Annotated in this window: 20 protein-coding genes and 1 pseudogene; 1 reads left to right on the top strand and 20 read right to left on the bottom strand. The window is 67.5% G+C overall.

Annotation, left to right across the window (positions count from 1 at the left end; translation table 11 throughout):
* Positions 1-27: 27 nt before the first annotated feature.
* The gene (locus tag ABE422_RS01020; protein ID WP_346482270.1) at positions 28-2,310 is read right to left on the bottom strand and encodes a methyl-accepting chemotaxis protein; all 2,283 of its coding nucleotides are present in this window, start codon (positions 2,308-2,310) and stop codon (positions 28-30) included.
* Between the two features lie 51 nt (positions 2,311-2,361).
* On the opposite strand from ABE422_RS01020, the gene ABE422_RS01025 reads away from it, so the two are divergent.
* Positions 2,362-2,532, top strand: a complete 171-nt coding sequence (locus ABE422_RS01025) for a hypothetical protein (protein WP_313211890.1) — start codon at positions 2,362-2,364, stop codon at positions 2,530-2,532.
* Here ABE422_RS01025 and ABE422_RS01030 read toward each other — a convergent pair.
* The 19 genes and pseudogenes from ABE422_RS01030 to flhA all read right to left on the bottom strand — a co-directional run bounded on the left by ABE422_RS01030 (position 2,529) and on the right by flhA (position 24,714).
* Positions 2,529-4,889 (bottom strand): methyl-accepting chemotaxis protein, encoded by a 2,361-nt coding sequence (locus ABE422_RS01030; RefSeq protein ID WP_346482271.1) that lies wholly within the window; start codon positions 4,887-4,889, stop codon positions 2,529-2,531. The genes ABE422_RS01025 and ABE422_RS01030 overlap by 4 nt on opposite strands.
* A gap of 96 nt (positions 4,890-4,985) precedes the next feature.
* The gene (locus tag ABE422_RS01035) at positions 4,986-5,369 is read right to left on the bottom strand and encodes a hypothetical protein (protein WP_088435034.1); all 384 of its coding nucleotides are present in this window, start codon (positions 5,367-5,369) and stop codon (positions 4,986-4,988) included.
* Between the two features lie 173 nt (positions 5,370-5,542).
* Positions 5,543-6,034 (bottom strand): chemotaxis protein CheW, encoded by a 492-nt coding sequence (locus ABE422_RS01040; protein ID WP_121036718.1) that lies wholly within the window; start codon positions 6,032-6,034, stop codon positions 5,543-5,545.
* Between the two features lie 182 nt (positions 6,035-6,216).
* On the bottom strand, positions 6,217-6,996 hold the full coding sequence (locus tag ABE422_RS01045) for a flagellar regulator YcgR PilZN domain-containing protein (protein WP_346482272.1): 780 nt from the start codon (positions 6,994-6,996) through the stop codon (positions 6,217-6,219).
* Positions 6,997-7,178: 182 nt separating this feature from the next.
* Positions 7,179-9,422, bottom strand: coding sequence for a methyl-accepting chemotaxis protein (locus ABE422_RS01050; protein ID WP_346481185.1), 2,244 nt, complete (start codon positions 9,420-9,422; stop codon positions 7,179-7,181).
* A 386-nt stretch (positions 9,423-9,808) separates the two neighbouring features.
* The gene (locus ABE422_RS01055; RefSeq protein WP_313211879.1) at positions 9,809-11,785 is read right to left on the bottom strand and encodes a chemotaxis protein CheA; all 1,977 of its coding nucleotides are present in this window, start codon (positions 11,783-11,785) and stop codon (positions 9,809-9,811) included.
* 45 nt (positions 11,786-11,830) lie between these two features.
* The gene (locus ABE422_RS01060; protein ID WP_088435039.1) at positions 11,831-12,196 is read right to left on the bottom strand and encodes a response regulator; all 366 of its coding nucleotides are present in this window, start codon (positions 12,194-12,196) and stop codon (positions 11,831-11,833) included.
* The gene (locus ABE422_RS01065) at positions 12,193-12,501 is read right to left on the bottom strand and encodes an STAS domain-containing protein (protein WP_313211878.1); all 309 of its coding nucleotides are present in this window, start codon (positions 12,499-12,501) and stop codon (positions 12,193-12,195) included. The genes ABE422_RS01060 and ABE422_RS01065 overlap by 4 nt, the downstream gene beginning before the upstream one ends.
* Positions 12,502-12,571: 70 nt before the next feature.
* Positions 12,572-13,726: a chemotaxis protein CheW gene (locus ABE422_RS01070; RefSeq protein WP_346482273.1), complete on the bottom strand. Its 1,155-nt coding sequence runs from the start codon at positions 13,724-13,726 to the stop codon at positions 12,572-12,574.
* The gene (locus ABE422_RS01075) at positions 13,723-14,505 is read right to left on the bottom strand and encodes a ParA family protein (RefSeq protein WP_346482274.1); all 783 of its coding nucleotides are present in this window, start codon (positions 14,503-14,505) and stop codon (positions 13,723-13,725) included. Before ABE422_RS01075 ends, ABE422_RS01070 begins: the two co-directional genes overlap by 4 nt.
* Before the next feature lie 161 nt (positions 14,506-14,666).
* Positions 14,667-15,512, bottom strand: a pseudogene (gene motD / locus ABE422_RS01080) (flagellar motor protein MotD); the annotation flags it as partial.
* Position 15,513: 1 nt separating this feature from the next.
* Positions 15,514-16,254, bottom strand: coding sequence for a flagellar motor protein (locus ABE422_RS01085; protein WP_121036725.1), 741 nt, complete (start codon positions 16,252-16,254; stop codon positions 15,514-15,516).
* 113 nt (positions 16,255-16,367) lie between these two features.
* The gene (locus ABE422_RS01090) at positions 16,368-18,191 is read right to left on the bottom strand and encodes a chemotaxis protein CheA (protein ID WP_346482275.1); all 1,824 of its coding nucleotides are present in this window, start codon (positions 18,189-18,191) and stop codon (positions 16,368-16,370) included.
* 5 nt (positions 18,192-18,196) lie between these two features.
* Entirely contained in the window at positions 18,197-18,811 is a 615-nt protein-coding gene (locus tag ABE422_RS01095; RefSeq protein WP_088435045.1) for a protein phosphatase CheZ, read from the bottom strand.
* Positions 18,811-19,203 (bottom strand): chemotaxis response regulator CheY, encoded by a 393-nt coding sequence (gene cheY, locus ABE422_RS01100; protein WP_019182908.1) that lies wholly within the window; start codon positions 19,201-19,203, stop codon positions 18,811-18,813. The genes ABE422_RS01095 and cheY overlap by 1 nt, the downstream gene beginning before the upstream one ends.
* 16 nt (positions 19,204-19,219) lie before the next feature.
* The gene (locus ABE422_RS01105; protein ID WP_019182907.1) at positions 19,220-19,966 is read right to left on the bottom strand and encodes an RNA polymerase sigma factor FliA; all 747 of its coding nucleotides are present in this window, start codon (positions 19,964-19,966) and stop codon (positions 19,220-19,222) included.
* The gene (locus ABE422_RS01110) at positions 19,963-20,850 is read right to left on the bottom strand and encodes a MinD/ParA family protein (RefSeq protein WP_313211874.1); all 888 of its coding nucleotides are present in this window, start codon (positions 20,848-20,850) and stop codon (positions 19,963-19,965) included. The genes ABE422_RS01105 and ABE422_RS01110 overlap by 4 nt, the downstream gene beginning before the upstream one ends.
* Complete coding sequence (gene flhF, locus ABE422_RS01115; RefSeq protein WP_346482276.1) at positions 20,837-22,483, bottom strand: flagellar biosynthesis protein FlhF; 1,647 nt, start codon at positions 22,481-22,483, stop codon at positions 20,837-20,839. Before flhF ends, ABE422_RS01110 begins: the two co-directional genes overlap by 14 nt.
* A gap of 149 nt (positions 22,484-22,632) precedes the next feature.
* Positions 22,633-24,714 carry a flagellar biosynthesis protein FlhA gene (gene flhA / locus ABE422_RS01120; protein WP_183073735.1) on the bottom strand — a complete coding sequence of 694 codons (2,082 nt, stop codon included), beginning with the start codon at positions 24,712-24,714 and terminating at the stop codon, positions 22,633-22,635.
* Positions 24,715-24,724: the final 10 nt, after the last annotated feature.

Consider the following 24,724-nt stretch of genomic DNA (forward strand, 5'->3'; position numbering starts at 1 on the left):
CGGCGATCGTGGGATCGCCGCGGGAACTCAGAACGCTTGCCAGTTGCCGTCATCGGCCGACGTGCTGCGCGGGGTGCGCACCGGGGCGGTGGCACGCGGGGCAGGGGATGCCGGCGGTGCCGGGCGGCTGGGGCGGCGCATCGGGGCCAGCTCGGCAACCGCACGGGCGGTCACGGCACTGACCGCCTGGGCGACCTGGTTGTCGAGGCGGAAGATCGCCACCGCATCGGCCAACTGGGTGGCCTGTTCTTCCATCGCACGGGCGGCGGCAGTGGCTTCTTCCACCAGGGCGGCGTTCTGCTGAGTGGTCTCGTCCATCTGCACCACGGTCTGGTTGACCTGGTCGATGCCGGCGGACTGCTCCTGCGAGGCGGCGGAGATCTCGGCCATGATGTCGGTCACGCGCTGCACCGAGGCCACGATCTCGCCCATGGTGGCACCGGCCTGGTTGACCAGCTGGGAGCCCTCGGCGACCTTGCCGACGGAGTCGTCGATCAGGCCCTTGATCTCCTTGGCCGCGCCGGCTGAACGCTGGGCCAGCGTGCGCACTTCGGAGGCGACCACCGCAAAGCCGCGGCCCTGCTCGCCGGCACGGGCGGCTTCCACCGCGGCGTTCAGCGCCAGGATATTGGTCTGGAAGGCGATGCCGTCGATGACCGAGATGATCTCGGCGATCTTCTTCGAGGAGGTCTGGATCGCGGCCATGGTGGTCACCACTTCGCCGACGACATTGCCGCCCTGGGAGGCCACCGTGTGTGCGCCGATCGCCAGCTGGTTGGCCTGGCGGGCATGTTCGGCATTCTGGCGCACCGTGGAGGTGAGTTCCTCCATCGAGGCGGCGGTCTCTTCCAGGTTGGCGGCCTGCTGCTCGGTGCGGCGCGAGAGGTCGCTGTTGCCGGTGGCGATTTCACCGGCGGCCAGGTTGATGCTGCTGGCGGCCTCCTGGATCTGGCCGACGATCTGGGTCAGCTGCGCGACGGTGGCGTTGGCATCGTCGCGCATGGTGGCGAAGACGCCCTGGAAATCGCCGTGCATGCGCGCGGTCAGATCGCCCTCGGCAATGGCCGACAGCAGCTGCGAGAGCTTGCCCAGGTTCTCATCGCTGACCTGCATCATCGCGTTGAGGTGACCGATCATCCGGCGGAAATCGTGATCGAAGCGGGCGGTGTCGCCCCGCTGGCTGAAATCGCCGGCGGCGGCGGCCGCAGCCAGGCGCTGGATCTCGCCATTGATGCTGCCCAGGTTCTGCTTGACCGCATCGACGGTGCCGGTGATGGCGGCCTTTTCGCCCGGGTAGCGCGCGATATCGGCGCTGAGGTCGCCCTGTGCGTAACGCTGCACCACCGCCAGCACCTCGTCCATGGTCTGCACGTGCGCGCCGACCAGGCTGTTGGTCTCGTGCACCATCAGGCCGTACTCGCCGGGGAAGGCGGTTTCATCCATCCGGTAGCCGGTGTTGCCGGCGTCGTGGCGGCTGGCCATCTCGCGCTGGCCGCTGATCACCGCGTGCAGCTGTTCCTGCATGCGCGCCATGCTCTCCAGCAGGCGGCCGGGTTCGTCATGGGCCTGTTCGCCGATGCGGCTGTCCAGCTTGCCGCGGGCGATGCTCTCGGCCACATGGGTGGCCTGGCGCAGGGGCAGGGTGATGCGGTTGCCGATCAGCCAGCTCAGCGCCAGCACGATCAGCACCACGCCGCCGCCGGTCGCCGCCATGATCGCGGTGAACACCAGTGCCTGCTGCTGCACATCGTCCATGTAGACGCCGCTGCTGACCACCCAGTTCCACGGTGCGTACATCCCGGCATAGGCCACCTTCTCGACCACCTTCTCGGTGCCCGGCTTGGCCCACTGGTAGGAAACGAAGCCACCGCCGAGGCGGGCCATGCCGATCTGGTCGTAGTACACGCGCACCCCGTCATCGGTGCGGTAATCCTTCATGTCCTGCCCGATCAGCTCCTTGCGGAACGGATGCATGAGCATCCGGTAGTTCGTGTCGTACACGTTGAAGTAGTAGGTATCGCCGTCGGCACGCATGCTCTCCAGCGCCGTCAGCGCGGCCTGCTTGGCCGCAGCGTCGGTCAGTTCACCGCTGTCCGCCAGCCGGTGGTAGTGCTCCAGGATGCCGTAGGTGAGCTCGACCTGGGTCTTCAGGCTGTCCTTGCGGGTGTCGGTCAGATCCAGGTACTGCATGCGCGCAGCGACCACCGACAGGGCGATGACACCCAGGGCGATCAGCACGGTCAGCAGGTTGAGCTTGCGCCTGACGGACAGGTTGGAGAAATACGGGTTCCAGCGGCGGAATAGATTCATGGGCAGGGCATCTGAGCGGGCAAAAGCACGTGGCGATGCCAGGAGCACGCGGTGGCGATCACCATCCTGGCTGGCCGCGACGAAGTGTCGGGCAATGCTGTTATCGGCCGGATCCGGCGAGTATTGAGTGCGTTGCCCATCGGCCATTCAGCCGGACAACAAAAAACCCCGGTGCCGAAGCACCGGGGCCTGTCATTCACAGCACGCCGCAGGGCGGCTTAGAACTCCTGCCAGTCGCCGTCGGCCAGTTCGGTGGCCACCGGGCGCGAGGCCGGGCGACGCACTGCCGCCTGCGCCAGCGGCGCGCGGGCGGCACGCGGCGGTGCGACCACGGCCGGGGCGGGCGCGATGTCCTGCTCATCGAGCTTGAAGATCGACACGGCATCGGTCAGATGGCCGGCCTGCTCTTCCATGGCACGGGCGGCGGCGGTGGCTTCTTCCACCAGCGCGGCGTTCTGCTGGGTGGTCTCGTCCATCTGCACCACGGTCTGGTTGACCTGCTCGATGCCGGCGGACTGCTCCTGCGAGGCGGCGGAGATCTCGGCCATGATGTCGGTCACGCGCTGCACCGAGGCCACGATCTCGCCCATGGTGGCGCCCGCCTTCTGCACCAGCGCCGAGCCATCATTGACCTTGCCGACGGAGTCGTCGATCAGGCCCTTGATCTCCTTGGCCGCGCCGGCCGAACGCTGGGCCAGGGTGCGTACTTCGGAGGCCACGACCGCGAAGCCACGACCCTGTTCACCGGCACGCGCCGCTTCGACGGCCGCGTTCAACGCGAGGATGTTGGTCTGGAAGGCGATGCCGTCGATGACCGAGATGATCTCGGCGATCTTCTTGGACGAGGTCTGGATCGCGCTCATGGTCGTGACGACCTGGCCGACCACATCCCCCCCCTGCGAGGCGACGGTGTGCGCGCCGATGGCGAGCTGGTTGGCCTGGCGGGCATGCTCGGCGTTCTGGCGCACGGTGGAGGTCAGTTCCTCCATCGAGGCCGCGGTTTCTTCCAGGTTGGCGGCCTGCTGTTCGGTACGGCGCGACAGGTCGCTGTTGCCGGTGGCGATCTCGCTGGCGGCCGAGTTGATCTGCTGGCTGGAGTGCTTGATCCGGGTGACGATGCCGCTGAGCTGCTCGGCGGTGGCGTTGGCGTCGTCGCGCATCCGGGCGAACACGCCCTGGAAGTCGCCGTGCATGCGCACGGTCAGGTCGCCCTGGGACAGCGCGGCGAGCAGGTTGGAAACCTGTTCGATGCTGGCCGAGTTGGCATCCAGCAGGCCGTTGAGCTGCTGGGCCAGCTGCAGGAAGAAGCCTTCCTTGCCATCGCTGTCGATGCGGCCGGAGAGATCGCCGGCCGCGGCCTGGGCGATCACGCGGGCCACTTCGGCTTCCACCAGGGCTTCCGGGGTGCGGTCGCGCCATTCGATGACGTGGCCGACGGTCTCACCCTGTTCGTTGGCGATCGAGGAGATGACCTGGGCGAACTGGGCCTCGCCGAACTGCATCGGGCGGCGGCTGACGCCGTGCTGCTGCAGCTGGGCCAGGGTCTTGGGATCCATTTCGCTGCCGTGCTCCAGCGCGGCGGCCGACTTGCCGATCAGCGAGGCGGCGGCGTCGAAGTCCGGCAGGTCCTTGCGAATGTCGGCTTCGTACTGGCTCAGGGTCTGCTGCAGGGCGCGGTTGCTGTACACGATGGTGTGCTGCGCATCGGTCAGGTAGACGCCGGTGGAGCTGTAATCCAGCGCGGTACGGATGCGCAGGTTCTCGCGGGCAATGGCCTGGTCGGTTTCGGTACGCTCGCGCAGATCACGCTGCATGCGCTGCATGGCCTGCAGCAGATCGCCGACTTCATCCTTGCGGCTGACATCGATATGGCCGTCCAGCTTGCCGCTGGCGACATCGCTGGCGACCGAGACGGCGCCGCGCATGCTGCCCACCAGCGAACGGGCAAACAGATACACCAGCACCAGGCCCAGGGCGGCGCCGCCGAGCAGGGTGATGACGGTCAGCATGGCCGAGGCGGCGTAGGTGGATTCGGCTTCTTCGCGCGAGGCGCGCGAGAGACGGTTGTCTTCGGCGATCAGGGCTTCGAGCGCGGCCGAGGCCTTGCGATGCTTGGCGCGGGTTTCACCAACGAAGGTGTCCACGGCATCGTCGGGCAGGTCCAGCTCGAGCATTTCGGTGACGGCGTCGTAGGACGCCAGCGAGTCGGTCCAATCCTTGGCGAAGGTGTCAAACAGCTTCTTCTGCTGGGGATTGTCGATCAGCGCGGGGTATTTTTTGATCGAGGCGTCGATCTGGGTGCGAAGCTCCGCCGCGCGGGACTTGGCTTCGGCCTTGACGTCATCGCTGGCGCGGATGAGGCCCTGGTAAGCGGAGTTGCGGTACTCGCCGACCATGCCACGCAGTTCGCCGGCCATGCGGATGCTGTCCATCCGGGGGCCAGCCAGTTCAGTGGTGACGTTGTTGAGTGAGTGCAGGCCACGATAGGCCACGATGCCCTGCAGCAGCATCACCAGCAGGAGGACGCCGAAAGTCAGCATCAACTTGGGCATCAGTTTGAGGTTGTTGATCCACGGCATGGCAGGTGCGGTCTCCAGTGGCAAACGCGTCCGGCCGTCGGGGCCGGTTGCAGCGACCACGCCGGCCTGGGCCGGCGTGGCAGGGCGTACGGGCAATTACTTGATGTTGGCGAGCTTGAGGCCGGCCGGCGAGCTGACTTCGATTTCAGCGCGCGATGCATCGCGGGCGATCTTGCCGATCACGCAGACGGTCTTGCCTTCCAGCGATTCCAGCGGGAAGCTGAACTTGTCGCGGTTGGCGCCGGCGATGCGGGCCGAGAAGGTGTGGCGCGGGAACGCGCCGCCCATGTACAGGAAGGTCGGCTGACCTTCAGAGCCTTCGGCGTAGCGGGCCTTCTCGACCTTGCCGCAGACCATGCCGTCCTTGCCGACCGAGCGCGGGGCCATTTCCGGCGGAATCATTTCACCGGACTGGGCGAATGCAGTAGAGGCGGAAGAGGCGATCACGGCGACCGAGAACAGGGCAAGCAGGGACTTCATCGGGAAAATTCTCCGGGGATATGGGCAAGGTGGCCCGGCCATGGGCGATCCAGTGCAGCCGGGTTCTGAAACCAGCTATCGGCCGGTCAGCGGGGAACTGAAGCAATTTTTTCGACGGTGGCCGTTGCCGGTGGCGACAGCGGCGTGACGGCCGTTTTTCTGTGACGGATGTCTCAGGCGGCGACGTCGTCGATGACCGGGGCCTGGCCCATGTCGGCGCTGTCGAGCAGGGTTTCGATATCCAGCAGGATCAGCATGCGATCGTCCTGGGTGCCGATGCCGGAGATGAAGCGGGTATCGACGGCGGCGCCGAACTCGGGCGTCGGGCGGATCTGGTCGGCAGCCAACGGGATGACGTCGGAGACGCTGTCAACGACGATGCCGACGACGCGGTCTTCGACGTTGAGGACGATCATGACGGTGAAGGCGTCGTAGGTGGCATTTTCCAGGCGCAGTTTGAGGCGCAGGTCGATGACGGGGACGATGGTGCCACGCAGGTTGATGACGCCTTTGATGTAATCCGGGGCGTCGGGGACGCGGGTGACGGAGTCGTAGCCGCGGATTTCCTGGACTTTGAGGATGTCCACGCCGTAGTGCTCGGCGCCGAGGGTGAAGCTGAGGTATTCGCCGCCGTCGCTGGCGGCGTTGGTGTTCTTGTCGTTCATCGAGGGGTCCTGGGTCGGGCGTGGCGGTCGAATAACCGGGGGTCACGCTGGATATCGGCCTGCTCGGGGGCGACTTTAGCTCCCACACCCACCCTGCCTTCAACTCGGGCCCGGCCAACTGTCCATGGGGCGGCGCGCTGACCCAACCACGCATCAACTGAGCCACGCAGTTGAAGCAGCCATCAACTCTCCCCGTTCTTCCTCGCACTGCGCTGCCGGTCGATACGGAAGATGTAGCGCTGGATCGCGCTGTCGCCACCGCGCGGGAGGTTGTCGAAGCGCATGCCGATGCGCTTCATCTCGACACCGTTGGGCAGCTTGACCGCCAACTGGTTGCAGACGATCAGCGAGACGTGCAGCGGGCTGCCATCGGGGAGGTCGAGCTGGGCGGCGTAGCGTTTCTGCAGGGAAAATACGTTGCAGTCCACCGGTACCGTGACGGCCAGGCCGCCGCCGCTGATGTCGACCACGCGCAGCTGCAGCACCTCACCGCGGTCTTCGTTGATCGGGAACTGCAGGTGGGGCGAATCGGTGATCGGCGTTTCCAGCCGGTACAGTTCGCGGCGCTGCAGGTGCACCAGCTCGTCGGGGAAAGGCACGCGGAAGGCAACATGGCCTTCGTTGCGCACGCGTTGCAGGCCATCCAGGCGGAAGCGCACCATCACCCGGTCCAGCTGGGCGAAGCACAGCAGGTGGCCGGCGTCTTCGGCGGCGCGGTTGGAGGGCTCGGACGGGCTGCCGTCCAGGAGCAGCCAATCGTCGTCTTCGTCCAGTTCCAGCACCGCGGTGGGGAAGGATTGATCGCGGCCGCCCAGATGGGCGTTGATCAACGAACGCTGGTCGATCAGCGCCTGCAGCAACTGCCGGATCTGTCGGGGGTTGCGGACCAGGTACATGTCATCCGTGGCATCGTCGTGGATGCCATGGGGACGGTCGTGTGCGTCGAGGCTGCCTTCGGACATGGAATCTACTGGGTTGGGCGGGTGCCGGCGTGCGGAGATGCCGGGGCTCAGTCCCTTTATCGGCAGCAGTTCACATTTATGTAGGGGAATTGTGCCGCGGTGGCGTGGCATGGCACCGGCGAAACGACGACACCCCGCCGGAGCGGGGCGTCGAAGGTCGACCGATCACGTGTCGAACGCGATCAGAATTCCTGCCACTCGGTATCGTTGGCCAGGGCCGGTTCACGGCTCATGACACGGCGGGGCGCGGCCGCCACGCTGCGCGGCTTGGCCGGTGCCGCCGCGCGCGGCAGGGCGGGTGCGCGGAGCACGGCTGCCGGTGCCGCGTGCGCCTGGCCCTCCAGCTTGAACAGCGCGACCGCATCGGTCAGATGGCCGGCCTGTTCTTCCATGGCACGGGCGGCGGCGGTGGCTTCTTCCACCAGCGCGGCGTTCTGCTGGGTGGTCTCATCCATCTGCACCACGGTCTGGTTGACCTGCTCGATACCGGCGGACTGCTCCTGCGAGGCGGCGGAGATCTCGGCCATGATGTCGGTCACGCGCTGCACCGAGGCCACGATCTCGCCCATGGTGGCACCGGCCTGGTTGACCAGCTGCGAGCCTTCGGCAACTTTGCCGACCGACGCATCGATCAAGCCCTTGATCTCCTTGGCCGCGCCGGCCGAGCGCTGGGCCAGGGTGCGCACTTCAGAGGCGACGACCGCGAAGCCGCGACCCTGCTCGCCGGCGCGGGCGGCTTCCACCGCGGCGTTCAGCGCCAGGATGTTGGTCTGGAAAGCGATGCCGTCGATCACGGTGATGATGTCGGCGATGCGGCGCGAGGATGCGTCGATCTCGTGCATGGTGCTGACCACGCGGCCCACCACATCACCGCCCTGCGAGGCGACCGAGTGCGCGCCGATGGCCAGCTGGTTGGCCTGGCGGGCGTGTTCGGCGTTCTGGCGCACGGTGGAGGTCAGTTCCTCCATCGAGGCGGCGGTCTCTTCCAGATTGGCGGCCTGCTGCTCGGTACGACGCGACAGATCGTTGTTGCCCGAAGCGATCTCGCCGGCGGCGGTGCTGATGCTGGAGGACGCCTGCTGGATGCGGCCGACGATCTGGGTCAGCTGGGCGACGGTGGTGTTGGCATCGTCGCGCATCGAGGCGAACACCCCGTGGAACTGGCCCTGCATGCGCGCGGTGAGATCGCCATTGGCGATGGACTGCAGCAGGTGCGAGAGCTGGGACAGATTGCCGTCGGCGACCTGCATCATCGTGTTGAGGTGCTCGATCATGACCCGGAAGTCGTGGTCGAAGCGTGTCGCATCGCCACGCTGGGTGAAGTCACCGGCGGCGGCGGCCTGGGCCAGCGACTGGATCTGCGTGTTGATCGCCAGCAGGCTCGCCTTGGCCGCATCCATCGATTCGTGCAGGATCGCGCGGGTGCCGGGGAGGCGGCGGGCGTTCGGCGAGAGATCGCCGGCGGCGTACTGGTTCAGGACGTTGATCGCGTCTTTGATCGAATCCAGGTGCTCGAAGATCACCGTGTTGATGCCGACGGCCAGCTGGCCATACACGCCCGGGAAATCTTCCGGAATGCGGTGGCTGATGTCCGGACCGGCGTGCATTTCCACCATCTGCTGGGTCTGCTCGGAGAAGCGGCGCAGCATCACGGTCATGTCGCGGGTGGCGGTCAGCATCTTGCCGGCTTCATCCTTGCTGGTGGCCTGGATGTTGACCGACAGATCGCCACGGGCGACCGACTGGATGGCGTGCACGGCCTGGCCAAGCGGGCGGGTGATGGCGCGCGAGATCACGACGCCCATCACGGCAGCCAGCAGCGACAGCAGCACGATGCAGCCGATGATCGCGTAGACGCTGTTCTGGTGCGTGGCGTTGGCGCTTTCGATGCGGCTGGCCATCACGCCGTTGCTGAACTCGCCCAGGTCCTTGAGTGCGGCGAACAGCGCGCGGCGTGCCGGGCGCGACTGTTCATCGGAGATCTGCTGGGCAGTGACGCCGTCGCCGGCGGCGATGGCGTCCTTGATCTGGCCGTTGGCCTTGAAGTAGTCGGCAGTGCGCGCGGCCACCACGTCGTACAACTGACGTTCCTTGTCGCCGGCCGGCAGCAGCGCGTAGGCGGCCAGCTCGGCGTTGACGATCTTGCCGGTGTCGGCCATGCGCTTGTCGTAGTCGGCGACCGACTCCGGCTTGTCCAGCACGGTCAGCTGGGCCATTTCGTAAGTGCGGAACTCGCCGAGCTGCGCGCGCACTTCGCCCAGGTGCTGGACCGAGGGAATGTCGTTGGTGCTCATCGCGCGCAGCTGGGCGTTGGCCTCGCCCAGGCGGACCAGGGCGAAGCTGCCCAGGGCCAGCGTCATCAACGTGGTGAGCGTGAAGCCTACCGCCAGCTTGCGGGCGATGGGCAGGTCGTGGAACCACTTCATGATTGAAACTCCGGGCAGGGCAGTGACGCACAGCCGTGGGGTGCTGGGCGGAATCAGCGGGATGGGAGAGAGTGGAGCGGAGGAGCGCGACGGTTGCCGTGGTCGCTACTTCGGATAGCGGCGCTGATCGACCGCAACTTGATAGTGCCGCGTCACATTTTTTTCACATTCGCCATCACGGCGCGATGGGCGGCGATGCTTGCTGTTGCAAGGGGTTGAGCGGTTTCTTCCGTACGCACGCGGACGGTGGGAGGGGGTGTTCGCCGCCTTGCGCGCTGACGGAGTTCACAGTTCGATGCGCCCTGATCAACACCCACGCACGCCCACGAAACAACGCCGCCGCTCCGGGGGAGCGGCGGCGTGGGGGACAGCATGATGGAGCCGCGTTATGCGGCCTGTGGCACCTTGAGCGAACGCACCAGGCCGCCGATGTCCACGATGAGGGCAACCCGGCCGTCGCCGAGAATGGTCGCACCGGAAACCCCGCTGATACGGCGGTAATTGTTCTCGATGTTCTTGACCACGACCTGCTGCTGGCCGACCAGTTCGTCCACTTCCAGCGCGATCTTCTGGCCATCGCCTTCAACGACCACCACCAGCGGATCGTCCATGGCACGGCCACCGTAGCCGTAGTACTCGCTGAGCGAGAGGATCGGCAGATACTCGCCGCGCACCCGCAGCACCCGGCCTTCGCCAGCCATGGTGCGCACATCGTCGGCCTGCGGCTGCAGGGCTTCGAGCACATAGGCCAGGGGCAGGATCAACGTTTCGCCGGCGACCGAAACGGTCATGCCATCCAGGATCGCCAACGTCAGCGGCAGGCGGATCAGCACGCGGGTGCCGTTGCCGGCCTGGCTTTCCAGCTGTACTTCGCCACCCAGCGCCTGGATGTTGCGGCGGACCACATCCATGCCGACGCCACGACCGGACAGATCCGTGACGGCATCGGCGGTGGAGAAGCCGGGCTGGAAGATGAGATCCCAGACCTGCGCGTCGGTGGGGTTGTCCGGCACGCTCAGGCCGCGTTCGAGCGCTTTGGACAGGATCTTGTCGCGGTTCAGGCCGCGGCCGTCATCGCTGACTTCGATCACGATGTGGCCGCCCTGGTGCGAGGCCGCCAAGGTGATCGTACCGGTTTCGTCCTTGCCCGCCTCGCGACGCACGTCCGGCATTTCCAGGCCATGGTCGATCGAGTTGCGGACCAGGTGCACAAGCGGATCGGCGATCTTCTCGATCAGGCCCTTGTCCAGTTCGGTGCCTTCGCCGATGGTGCGCAGGCGCACGTGCTTGCCCAGGCGCGAGGACAGATCGCGGACCAGGCGCGGGAAGCGGCGGAACACCGCGTCCACCGGCAGCATGCGCACGCCGATGACCGCTTCCTGCAGATCGCGGGTATTGCGTTCCAGCAGATCCAGGCCGGTCAGCAGCTGCTCGGCCTGCGCCGGATCCAGCGCGTGCGAGACCTGCTTGAGCATGGCCTGGGTGATGACCAGTTCGCCGACCAGATTGATCAGCGCGTCGACTTTGTCCACGCTGACGCGGATCGAGGTCTCGGCTTCATGAGCGGCGGCGGCGGGCGGTGCGGCCGCCGCCGGTGCCGCAGGGGCGACGACGGCGGGTTTGGCCTCGACCGGCGCGCTGGTGGCCAGGCTCGGCGGTGCGGCCGGACGGATGTCCAGTTCGCAGTCGTCCACGACCCAGGCGAAGGTATCTTCGATCTTGCTGCGCGGTACCTTGCCGACCAGGCCGAGGTCCCATGCAAGGTGAGCTTCGAGCGGATCAAGCTGGTCGAAACCGGGCAGGCGATCCAGACGTGCGGCGACCTGCAGCGAGCCCAGGTGCTCGAGCTCGCGGATGATGCGCAGTGGGTCGTTGCCGCTCATGAACAGCGATGGCGCCGGCACGAAACCGATCTGCCACGCCTCCGGGGTGTCATCGACCTTGGCGGCCGCGACCGGTGCCGCCGCGGCTGCGTGGCCGGACAGCACCGCTTCCAGGCGCGCCTTGACCTCGGCGACCGCCTGCGGATCTGCAGCCTGGCCGTGTTCGGCTTCGCGCAGCAGCGCGCGCAGCACGTCCACCGACGCCAGCATCGCATCAACCGCGGCCGGCTCCAGCGCCCGCTTGCCGGCGCGCAGTTCGTCCAGCAGCGTTTCCAGCACGTGGGTCAGCGCGGCGATCGCATCGAAGCCGAAGGTGCCGGCGCCGCCCTTGATCGAGTGCGCGGCGCGGAACACCGAGTTGATGATCTCCGGGTCCTGCTGCCCCGATTCGAGCGCCAGCAGGCCAGCTTCCATCGCATCCAGCCCCTCGCGGCTTTCTTCGAAGAAGGTGGCGTGGAAACGTTGCAGATCCATGCTCATGGTGCGGGGTGTCCAGTTGCGAGGGGAGGGAAGGGTGAAGCGGGATCAGCCCAGGACTTTCTGGACGGTGGCGACCAGCTGTTCCGGGTTGAACGGCTTGACCAGCCAGCCGGTCGCGCCGGCGGCCTTGCCTTCGGACTTCTTGTCCGCGGCCGATTCGGTGGTCAGCATCAGCATCGGGGTGAACTTGTAGTCCGGCAGCTGGCGCAGCTCACGGATCAGCGCGATGCCATCCATGTTGGGCATGTTGACGTCGGTGACCACCGCGTTGAAGCGTTGGCCCTTGGCACGACCGAGGGCGACCGCGCCGTCTTCGGCTTCCTCGACGGAAAAGCCGGCCGAGGTGAGGGCGAAAGAGACCATCTGGCGCATCGACGCCGAATCGTCCACCACCAAGATACGTGCGCTCATGCAGCGTTCTCCACAGATTTCAGGTTGTCATGGGGTGCATCCAGGCCGAGGGCCTGGGTGACGCCGAGCAGGCGCGCGGCATCACGGAAGGTTGCGGTGCAACCGTGGAATCCGGTGGGATGCCCGGCCTTGCGGCGGGCCTCGACGAATGCGCACAGCACCTGCACCGAGGCGGTATGGATACGGCCGACCTGGCTGGCATCCAGCATCAGATCGCCGGCCTGATCCACCAGGGGGGCCAAACGTGTTTTCAGCTCGGTGCTGGTCTCGATACCGAGATCATCACCCAGGGCCACAGTGCTCATCATTGCTCCGGACAAACGGTTCCGAGGTCTATAACGGCAATAACCCGGGAAGCTTTAGCCGTTGCGGCGGTCAGTTCAGCAGCTGGGTTGCATCCAGCAGGATCATCGGCTGGGCGCCGCCGCGGGCCACGCCGCGGAAGAGGTCGTTGGAGATCTGGCAGATGCGGGCGGTATCGGGGGGTTCGATCTGCGAATCGGTGAGGTTGGCGACATCCTCCACGGCCGAAACGCGCAGCCCCATCGTCTCGCCGTTCTCTTCCAGCACCACGATGCGGGTATTGGCGTCGTTGCCGGCCGCGCTGCTGCCCAGGTGGATCCCCAGGTCCATCACCGGCACCACCTGGCCGCGCAGGTTCATGATGCCCAGCATTGCCGGCGAGGTGCCGCGCAGCGGCAGCAACGGCACCGGCAGGACCACTTCCTGGACCTTGAGCAGCTCCAGTGCGTAGGCCTGGGCGCCGCAGCGCAGGCGCAGCCAGCGCGAGGTGCGCTCGCTGGCGCGGCGGCTCTCGCGCGGGCTGGAGGCCGGGTCGCGTGCCTGGCGTTGTAGTTCCTCCCAGCTGCCAGGGCGACTCTGCGCCAGTGAGGGGGTACCGGCGCGGACGCTGGTGGCGGCCGGCATCGGCGGCATCGGCGTCATGGAAGGCATCGGCCGGGCGATCGGTGCGCGGGCGGTTGGCAGCGCGGCGACCGGTGCCGGGGCGGGCGCCACCGCCGGCGAGGGTGCCGTCGCAGGCGCGTCGGTGCCTGCATCCACGGAATCGGTTTCGTAGACGACCTCGGCTGGCAGGTCGTCCCAGCTTGGGCGGGATTCGTCCACGGGCGCGGGCATCGCGCCGCTGAGGAGGGGGTCGTTGCGCAGCTCATCGAGCAGGTCGTCGAAGCCTGGCGCAGGCGCCGCGAGGGCAGCCTGCACAGGCGCGGCGTCCAGCGCCTGCACCTCCGTGGGGAGCGTCATCGCGCCGCTCAGCAGCGGATCGTTGCGCAGTTCATCCAGCAGGTCGTCGAAGCCTGGCGCGACGGCACTCGCTTCAGCCGCCGCGGCTAGTTCGGCGACGCCCGCGTTGCCGGTGGCAGACTCGGCTTGGACTGCTTCGACTGCGTCGACTGCGGCGAGCGCGTCAACCTCGACCCCCGCGACGGACACCGGCGCCTCTGCCGGCGCCGGCATCGCGTCGCCGAGCAGCTGCTCCAGGTAGTCGTCGAGGACCCCCGCGGTGTTCATGCCGCGCGCTCCATCTGCTGCGCGTCGTCGGCCAGGATCCATTCCAGGGCGCGGCGATAGGCGGCCAGGCCACGCCCGGGATAATCCTCCGATTGCGGCGGCACGGTAAGGCTGGCGGCGTTGCAGATACGGGTGTCGACCGGGATCGCGTCTTCCCAGACGCGGTGGCCGTGCTTGTCCTGCATCAGCTTGACGGTTTCGTTGCCGGCGCGCGTGCGGCGGTCGAACAGGGTCGGCAGGATCGACATCGGCAGCAGGCGGCGGCGCGAGCGCTCGACCATTTCGCCGGTGCGGACCATGCCATCCAGGCCGTGCAGGGCCAGCGGCTCGGCCTGGGTCGGGATGATCAGGCGGTCGGCCGCAGCCAGTGCGTTGATCATCAACAGGCCCAGGGTGGGGGCGCAATCGAGCAGGATGTAATCGTGCTGGCCCTGATGGCGGCCCAATGCATTCTGCAGGGCCAGGCCGAGGCCAGGCTGGTTCGCGCTGCGGCGCTCCAGCGTGGCCAGCGCGGCCTGCGCGCAGACGTAGTCCAGGCCCGGGATGTCGCTGCGGTGGGCGAGGGTGGAGAGCTCGGCCGGTGGTGCGGCGAACAGTTCCAGCACGCCCTGCGGCGGCGGATCCAGCGGCACGCCGAAGGCGCGGGTCAGCGACGAATGCGGATCCAGATCGATCAACAGTACGCGGTGGCCCTGCGTGGCCAGACCGCGGCCGAGCGCAAGCGTCGTGGTGGTCTTGCCCACGCCGCCCTTCTGATTGGCAACAGCCCAGATACGCATGCGGTTCACTCCTTCATTGCGGGCGGAACGGCGGCGCCAACGCGGCTGCCGGCCGGCACCGGTGGCAACTGCACCGGTGCGATGGGGGTAACAGGGGTGCCGGCGGCGGTTGCCTGGGTGGCATCGGCCGCCTCGGCATCGGCGCTGAGCCGGTCGGTGATCGGATCGATGCTCTGCGCGGTGTCGGCCAGGATGATCACCATCACCCGCCGGTTGCGGTTGCGGCCTTCGGCGCTGGCATTGTCTTCGCGGGGGCGGAACTGGCCGTAGCCGACCATCGCCAGCCGTGCCGGCTGCAGGCCCTGATCAGCGAACAGATGCACCACGCTGGCCGCACGCCCGGCCGACAGCTCCCAGTTGGAGGGGAACAGCGAGGTGGCGATCGGGATGTTGTCGGTGTGGCCTTCCACGCGCACGCCATTGGGCGCATCGCGCAGCACTTCGGCCAGTTTGGAGAGGGTGTCGCGCGCGTGCACATCCAGCGTGGCCGAGCCGGTCGGGAACAGGATGTCGCTGTTGATCTCCACTTCGATCCACAGCTCGGTGCGGCGCACGGTGATCATGCCGCGTTCGATCAGCGGCGCCAGCGTGGCGGTGAGCTTGTCGGCGATGCCGTTGAGCTGGCGCTCGGCTCGCTGCAGCTGTGCCTGGTTGCGGATCGAGACCGGCATGCGCATCTGCGAGGCCATCGCCGGCAGCAGGGTCGGGTCGTTGCTGGGGGCGGGGGCGGAGGGGCCGATCTTGGTCCCGGCCCTGATCACCGAGGGGCTGTCCCAGCCGCCGCCCTGGACCTGCTGGTTGCCGACCTGCACCGGGTTGATGGTGCGCGGCGCGCCACCAAAGGCGGTGGTCAGCGCGTCAGCCATGATCCGGTACTTGCCCTCGTTGAGCGAGGAGATGGCGTACATCACCACGAAGAAGGCGAGCAGCAGCGTCATGAGGTCGGCGTAAGGGATCGCCCAGGCCTCATGGTTGGCATGTTCTTCGTGGTGCTTGCGGCGGGCCATGTCAGTGCAGGAACCCGGACAGGTTGGTTTCGATGTTGCGCGGGTTCTCACCCTGGGCGATCGAGATCAGGCCCTCGATGATCATCTCGCGGTCGCGGCTGTTGTGGTGGATCACGCTCTTGAGCTTGGCCGAGACCGGCAGGAACAGCAGGTTGGCCGAGGCGATGCCGTAGATGGTGGCGGTGAAGGCCGCCGCGATGCCGTGGCCGAGCTTGCTCGGATCGGCAAGATTCTTCATCACCGCGATCAGGCCGAGCACCGCGCCGATGATGCCCAGCGTCGGCGCATAGATGCCCATGCCCTCGAACACCTTGGAGGCGGCCAGGTCCTGGCTCTCCTGGCTGCTCAGCTCGATCTCCATCATGTGCCGGATGGTTTCCGGCTCCACGCCGTCCACCAGCAGCTGCAGCCCCTTGCGCAGGAACGGATCGTCCTGGGCGTCGACCTGCGCTTCCAGACCGAGCAGGCCCTGGCGGCGGGCGATGTTGCTCCACTCCACGATCTGCTGGATCAGGTGGCGGCGGTCGCTGCTCGGCGGCAGGATCACCCACTTCACGATCTTGAAGGCGTGCTTGAACACGGCCGGCGAGGTGTGCAGCAGGATCGAGGCGATGGTGCCGACGATGACGATCACGAAGGCGGCCGGCGACCAAAGCGACGCCAGACCAGCCCCCTTGAGGATGCTGCCGCCGACCAGTGAGGCCAACGCGAGGAAAAGTCCAATGAGGCTGAGTCTGTCCATGGGTCCGTTATCGGCTTGTGTGAATGGGACTTGAGATGCCGAAGGAATCCGGTGGGGCGGCGGTCACAGTTTTTGGGGGTAAAGCAGCCGACCAACGGTCGGCTCTACCGGCGTCAGCGGAGGCCGTCTACGTCGAGGATCAGCGACATGCGGCCGTCGCCGATCAGGGTGGCACCGGCGTAGCCGCGCAGGCCGCGCAGGGCCTTGGGCAGCGGCTTGATCACCACTTCCTCGCGGCCGCGGACCTGGTCGACCACGAGGCCGAAGCGGGCTTCACCGGCCTGCAGCACCACGATGGTCAGCAGCGAGGACGGCATCGGCTCCACATCCAGCCAGTGACGCAGATCCACCAGGGCCAGCGTGTGCGATTTGCGGTCCAGCACGGCGCGGCCGTCGAACCAGCCCAGGGACGTGTTGGGGGCGTGCAGCACCTCCATCACGCGGGCCAGGGGCAGGGCGTAGACGTCTTCGCCGGCCTGCACCAGCAGGGTTGGCAGGATCGCCAGGGTCAGCGGCACGCGGATCATGAAGCGGCTGCCGCGGCCCAGCTCGGACTGGATCTGGATCTGGCCGCTGAGCTCGCGGATGCGGGACTGGACCACGTCCATGCCCACGCCGCGGCCGGAGATGTCGGTGACCTGCTGCTTGGTCGAGAAGCCGGGCAGGAACACCAGGTGCAGGCATTCCTCGCTGCTCAGGCGGGCGGCGGCCTCCGGATCGATCAAGCCCTTCTCGCGTGCTTTCTGACGCAGGCGTTCCGGGTCGATACCCGCGCCGTCGTCCTGCACTTCGATGCTGACGTAGTCGCCTTCCTGCTGGGCCGACAGGCGCACGTGGCCACTGCGTGGCTTGCCCTGGGCCTCGCGCAGGTCCGGCATTTCCACGCCGTGGTCGATCGCGTTGCGGACCAGATGGACCAGCGGATCGGCCAGCGCTTCGACCAGGTTGCGGTCCAGCTCGGTTTCCGCGCCGATCAGCTCAAGCTCGACCTCCTTCTTCAGCGACCGCGCGACATCGCGTGCCACCTTGGGGAAGCGCGAGAACACCTTGCCGACCGGCTGCATGCGGGTGCGCATGACCGCCGACTGCAGGCGCGCGGTGGCGATGTCCAGCGTGGAGACCGCGCGGTCCAGTTCTTCATCGTGCAGGCGCGCACGCAGGGTCTTGAGCCGGTTGCGGGAGAGCACCAGCTCGCCGATCAGGTTGACGATCGCATCCAGGCGCTTGGTATCCACGCGCACGGTGTGTTCGGCTTCGGCGAGCGGCTTGGCCGGGGCCGGCTTGGCGCTCGGGGCGGCCGGCGCAGCCACGGCGCGCGGTGCAGCCACCGGCGCGGCGGCAATGGCCTTGGCACCAGGAACGGCGCCACCGTGCAGCTGGTCCAGCAGGGCTTCGAACTCGTCCTCGCCGATCAGGCCGTCATCTTTCTTCGGGGCCGCGATGGCGGTCGGTGCGGCGCCGCCGTGCAACTGGTCGAGCAGCGCCTCGAACTCATCATCGGTGATCATCTCGCCGCCGCTGCTGGCCGTGGCGGTGGCCGCAGGCGCCGGCGAGGCCGGCCCATTCACGTCGAACTGGGCGATCAGCTCCGGCGGGGCATAGCCCGGCTCGGTCCCGGCCGAGACCGAGTCCAGCATCGACTGCAGGTAATCCAGCGATTGCTGGGCTGCATCGAAGTGGTGAGCCTGCAGCGTGGCCTGGCCGGAGCGGGCCATGCCGAGGGTTTCCTCGGCCGCGTGGCACAGCTCGACCATCGCCTGGATGCCGAGGAAGCCGGCACCGCCCTTGAGCGTGTGGAAGCCACGGAACACGGCGTTGAGCTGGTCGGCATCCTGGGGCGCCTGCTCCAGCGACACCAGCTGTTCGCCGAGGCGATCCAGGATTTCCTGGGCCTCGAGGATGAAGTCGGCAGCGATATCGTCTGGCACAGCACTCATGAGCGTTACAGTCCCAGGTCCGAGAGCAGGTCGTCGGCGTCGTTCTGTGACACCGCGTGGCGATCCAGGCCATTCACGGCCGGGCCGGCCAGGCCGTTGGTGTCGCGCTTCTTGTCGTCTTCCTGCGGGGGCAGGCCGAGCGCACCGAAGCCCTCATGCACGCGACGCACGATCCCGACCACGCGGCGGATGATCTGCCCGGTAAGGTCCTGGTAGCTCTGGGTCAGCGCGATTTCGGTGAGGTTGTGGCGGATCCGGTCCAGCTGCTGGCCCTGGTCGGGCGTCAGACCATTGGCGCGCAGCTGTTCGGTGAGCGAGCGACATTCCTCGGCCAGGTCCAGGGTGCGGTGGGTGGCCTGTTCGGTCATCGCCACCACGTGGTCCAGGCGCGCGCAGGCATCATCCAGCTCGCCGGCTTCGCTGGGCAGGCTGGGCAGTTCGCCCAGGGCCTGGCCAAGCTCGCGGGCCAGGCGGTTCAGGCCGGCCATCATCGGCTGCGTGCGCAGCGCGGCGAGGGCGTCGATTTCCCGGCGCCAACCGGCTTCGTCACCGCTTTCCAGCGCGGCCAGGGCGTCCTGCAGGCGCTGCACCAGCGCGGATTTGTCGCTCAGGGTGTCCATCAGGCGCTCGCCGCCAGGCGTTCGAAGATCTTGCCGAGCTTTTCTTCCAGGGTCTGGGCGGTGAACGGCTTGATGATGTAGCCGTTCACGCCGGCCTGGGCCGCTTCGATGATCTGCTCGCGCTTGGCTTCGGCGGTCACCATCAGCACCGGCAGCGTCTTGAGTTTGGCGTCGGCACGCACCGCCTTGAGCAGGTCGATGCCGGTCATCACCGGCATGTTCCAGTCGGTGACCACGAAATCGAACGGCTGGCTCTGCAACATCGCCAGCGCCGCATGCCCGTCCTCGGCTTCGGCCGTGTTGGTGAAGCCCAGATCGCCCAGCAGGTTCTTGACGATACGACGCATGGTCGAGAAGTCGTCGACGATCAGGATACGCATGTTCTTGTTCAAAGCACTTTCCTCGATTTCAATGGTTCTCGAGGCCGGCGTCTGCCGCCTCGAAGATCTTCAGCCGGCCCCGCAGGCGCAGCACGGCCTGGCCATGGATCTGGCACACGCGCGATTCGCTGACACCCAACACGGCGCCGATCTCTTTCAGGTTCAGTTCCTGCTCGTAGTACAGCGACAGCACCAGCTGTTCGCGCTCGGGCAACAGGCCGATCGCGTTGCCCAGCTCACGCCCGAACTCACCGCGTTCCAGCACCTGCTGCGGGGTCGGGCCGCCCTGGGCGACGGTGTCCAGTTCTCCCTGGTCCTCGATCCGCGATTCCAGGCTCAGCACCTGGCCCCGCGATGCGTCTTCCATCAGGCGCAGGTAATCGGGTAGCGGCATGTCCATCGCGGCGGCCACTTCGGTGGCGCTGGCGGCACGGCCGGTGCTCTGCTCCAGGCGACGGATGGTCGCGGCGGCATCGCGGGCGCGGCGGTGCACCGAGCGCGGCACCCAGTCGCCACGGCGGATCTCGTCGATCATCGAACCGCGGATGCGGATCGAGGCGTAGGTTTCAAACGAGGCGCCCTGGTCGGCGTCGTAGCTGCGCGAGGCCTCGATCAGGCCCATCATGCCGGCCTGGATCAGGTCGTCGACCTCCACGCTGGCTGGCAGACGTGCCGCCAGATGGTGGGCGATGCGGCGGACCAGATCCGAGTGCTGGGCAATGCACTCGTTGGCCGCGGTGCGCTGGACCTCTTTGTATTGTGCTGCGCCCTTCATACCGTCACCCCGCGTTGCTTGAGGATGCGTTCCAGGAAGAACTCGACGCCGCCACGCGGCTCGGTCGGGGCCTGCCAGCGGGCGGTGCGGCGCGCGATCTCGGTCAGCGCCAGGGCGGCCGGGCTGGACGGGTAGGCCTTCACCACCGGCTGCTGGCGCTGTACCGACAGGCGCAGCCAGTCATCCTGCGGCACGCAGCCCAGGTAGTTCAGCGAGACATCGGCGAGGAACTTCTCGCAGACGCGGCTCAGCTTTTCGTACAGCACGCGGCCTTCGTTCGGGTCGCGGACCATGTTGGCCACCACCTGGATGCGGTCCACGCCGCGCTCGCGCGAGAGCACCTTGATCAGCGCGTAGGCGTCGGTGATCGACGCCGGCTCATCGCAGACCACCACCACGGTGTCCTGTGCGGCCTGGCAGAAGGTCAGCACGCCATCGGTGATGCCGGCGGCGGTATCCACGATCATGATGTCCAGCTCGCGCTCGAGCTCGGAGAAGACGTTGACCAGGCCGACGTGCTCGGCCGGCTGCAGCTCGGCCATGTGGCGACGGCCGGAGGCGGCCGGGACCACCAGCACGCCGCCGGGGCCTTCGATGATCACTTCTTCCAGCGTGCAGCGCCCGGCGACGAGGTCGGCCAGGGTCACCTTCGGCTGCAGGCCGAGGATCACATCGATGTTGGCCAGGCCGAGGTCGGCGTCCAGCAGCAGCGTGCGCTTGCCCATGTCCGCCAGCGCCACGGCCAGATTGGCCGAAACGTTCGTTTTGCCCACGCCGCCCTTGCCGCCGGTGACGGCGATGGTGCGGACCGGGCCCAGCGGCTGGCTTCGGGTAGCCGACAACGGGAAGGTCTTGGTCAGCTTGGCATACTCACGCGACGGCATGGTTCAACTCCGGGTTGCAGGGCATATCGGCCGCGCGGCGCAAATCTTCAAGGCGAAGTACAAGATTGGCCGCACTGGCACGGTGCAGGTCTTCAGGAACGTCCTGGCCATCGGTGACCCAGGTGATCGGCAGGCGGTGATCCACGGCCACTGACAGGGCGGTACCGAAGCGGCCGGTTTCGTCCAGCTTGCTCAACACCACGCCCTGCGGGTTGGCGGCGCTGAAGCGGCGCACCACCTCGTCCATGTCGCCGAAGCTGGTGTTGGCCGGCAGCACCAGCAGGGTGCGGATCTGCTCGGCGGCGCGCAGCCACTGCAGCTGGGCGGCCAGGGCGCGGTCGCGCGGGCCCAGGCCAGCGGTGTCGATCAGGACCAGCTTGTAGTCCTTCAGCCGCTCCAGCAGCTGGTTCAGATCACTGCCGCTGCTGGCCTCGTGGACGGCGATGCCGAGCTGGCGGCCGAAGCCGTACAGCTGCTCGCGGGCGCCGATGCGGCCGGTATCGGTGGTGACCAGGGCCACGTCGCGGGCGGCATGCGCCTCGGCGAAACGCGAGGCCAGCTTGGCGATGGTGGTGGTCTTGCCGGCGCCGGTCGGGCCGACCAGGGCGATCACGCCGCCGGCTTCAAGCGGGTCGACCGGGGCGATCGGCAGCTTCTTGGAGAGCAGGCCGAGCATCAGGCCGCGGCCACGGTGGGCCTCGGTATCCAGCGGAATCTGCATGGCCACGTCGCGGCTGATGCCGGCGTCGAAGCCGTACTCGTCCATCAGGTCCAGCGCGGCGGCGCGGACCGGCGAGCCGCGCAGGCGCTCATCGGTGAACCGGTGCATCTCACGCTCGATGACATGGCGCATGCCGGCCACTTCATGGCGCAGCTGGCGGATTTCTTCGTCGTCGCGCTGGATGACCGTCAGTTCCGGCACGCTCGCCACGACCGGTGCCGGTTCATTGGCGGCGGCGATGACGGTCTCGGCGATCGGCAGCGGGAGTGCCGGCGGCAGGGCAGCAGCGACGACCGGCACCGGCGCGGCGGCGCCCTGCAGTACGGTCTCGTCCGTCTCCTCCAACGGCGGATCGATCACGAAGCGGGCGCGGTTGATCGGGGCCGGCGTGGCGACGGCATCCACCGGTGCGGCAGGCGAGGCGGCCGCGGCCTGCTCGACATTGAACGGCGCGAAGATCTGCTCCGGCAGCGACGGTTCATTGACGGCAGGACTGACGCTGGCGCGGGCCAGGGTGGCAGCGAAACCGTCGCTGCCCGGCGGCGGCACAATTTCGTTGGCGGTATCCAGCGTGCGACCGGTGGCGCCGACGGCGGCGCGGGCCAGTGCGGCCACCGCCGAGGTGGTCGCGGCCACCGGTTCGGGCGTGGCGACCGGGGCCTTGCGGCGGGTCACGGCGGCAATCACGGCATCGGCGGCGCTGCGCGGGCGCGGTGCCGGCGGCGCGACGTCCTTGCGGGCCGCTTCCAGCGCACGCTGCACGGCGCTTTCGTCGTAGTTGGCCGCCGCCACGATTTCGACACCTTCCTCGATCCGGCGGTTGGACAGGATCACTGCGTCCGGACCGTGTTCCTTGCGCACCAGGTTCATGGCCGAGCGCATATCGGAGGCGACGAAGCGTTTGATTTTCATGCTGTGATACCGGGACTGGGGCGGCGGAGTGGTGGAAGGGAAACGCTGGTTGTCGGTGGTCTGCACGGTCAGGGAGTCCCTTTATTTCCTGCTGCGGTGAAATCGAATGAGGTGTCTGTTTTCTGTCGCGGTGCCGTTGGGTGTCCGGCTCAACTGATCGTGCCGACCAGCTTCAACCGTTTGTCCTCGGGCACCTCGCTGTAGGCGAGTACGGACAGCGAGGGGACGCTGTGGCGTACCAGCCGTGCCAGCGCGGCACGAACCGGGCCAGGCACCAGCACGACCGCCGGCTCGTTCTTCGCTTCCTGCTTGCCGACACATTCGGCCAGGCTTTGATGCAGTCGCTCGGCGAGTCCGGGTTCCAGCGCGGCGCCGTTGCCCTGCGTGGACTCCTGCAAGACCCGTTCCAGTTGCGGGTTGAGGGTGAAGACCGGCAGCTCCGGCGACATCCCGGCGATCTCCTGCACGATGAAACGGCCCAGCGCGTTGCGCACGGCAGCGGTGAGCACGGCCGGGTCCTGGCTGGTCGGCGCGCTTTCCACCAGCGATTCGACGATCTTGCGCAGCTGGCGGATCGGAATGCGCTCGATCAGCAGGTTCTGCAGCACGCGCACCACGGCCGACAGCGGCAGCGACTTGGGCGTCAGATCTTCGACCAGCTTCGGCGCGCTCTTGGCCAGGTTGGCCAGCAGCTGCTGCACTTCTTCATGGCCAAGCAGCTCCGGGGCGTGCTCACGGATCAGGTGCGACAGATGGGTGGCGACCACGGTGGCCGGATCGACCACGGTGTAGCCCATCGATTCGGCATTGGCGCGCTGGTGCGGCTGGATCCAGGTCGCATCCAGGCCGAAGGCGGGATCCTTGCCGGCGATGCCTTCCAGGGTCCCCAGGGCGCTGCCCGGGTCCAACGCGAGTTCGCGGTCGGGGTGGATTTCGGCGGTGGCCACCGGCACGCCGTGGATCAGCAGACGGTAGGCGGTGGCCGGCAGTTCCAGGTTGTCGCGGATATGGACGGAGGGAATCAGGAAGCCGATGTCGTGGGTGAGCTTGCGGCGCACCCCCTTGATCCGCGCCATCAGCTCGCCGCCCTGGTTCTTGTCCACCAACGGGATCAACCGGTAGCCGACTTCCAGGCCGAGCGGATCGACCGGGCGCAGTTCATCCCAGGTCAGCTCGGCGGTGGGCGAGGGCGCGGCGCCGGGCAGGCCGAGGGTATCGGGACGGTTGGCGGCGGGAGATTCGGCGGCGCGGGCTTCGGCCGTGCTCTTCTTCCAGGCCTTCCACGCGATGAAGAAGAGGATCGCGGCCAGCGTCAAGAAGGCGACGTTGGGCATGCCCGGCACCAGGCCGACCACCGCCAGAATCGCGGCGGCGATGGTCAGCGCACGGTACTGGCCGAACACCTGGCCCATCATGGCCTGGGCCATGTCCTGCGAGCGCGAGGCGCGGGTGACCAGCATGGCGACCGCCGAGGACACCAGCAGCGCCGGGAGCTGGGCGACCAGGCCGTCACCGATGGAGAGCAGGGTGTAGGTCGCGGCGGCATCCCCAAACGGCATGCCGTGCTGGAGCACGCCGACCGCCAGGCCACCGACCAGGTTGATGAACAGGATCAGGATGCCGGCGATCGCATCGCCGCGGATGAACTTGCTGGCACCGTCCATCGCGCCGTAGAAGTCGGCTTCCTCGCGGACCTCCTCACGACGGGCCTTGGCCTCTTCACGCGTCAGCAAACCGGCGTTGAGATCGGCGTCGATCGCCATCTGCTTGCCGGGCATGGCATCGAGGATGAAGCGTGCGGTCACTTCGGAGACGCGCCCGGCACCCTTGGTGATCACCACGAAGTTGATGATGGTCAGGATCGCGAACACCACGATGCCGACCGCGTAGTTGCCGCCGATCACGAACTCACCGAAGGAGGCGATCACCTTGCCGGCCGCTTCGTGGCCGTTCTGGCCGTTGAGCAGGATCACGCGGGTGGAGGCCACGTTCAATGCCAGCCGCAGCATCGTGGTGACCAGCAGCACGATCGGGAAGATGGTGAAATCCAGCGGGCGCTTCACGTAGACCACCGCCAGCAGCACCATCAGCGAGATGGCGATGTTGAAGGTGAACAGTGCATCGAGCACCGGCGGCGCCAGCGGCACCACCACCATGGCCAGCAGGGCCAGCACGATCAGCGGGGCCCCCAGGCCGTGGCGGATCATGTCCAGCGCGCGGCGAACGTTCATCCCGGCAGGT

The organism is Stenotrophomonas sp. TWI1151, assembly GCF_039673135.1.
Lineage (GTDB): Bacteria > Pseudomonadota > Gammaproteobacteria > Xanthomonadales > Xanthomonadaceae > Stenotrophomonas.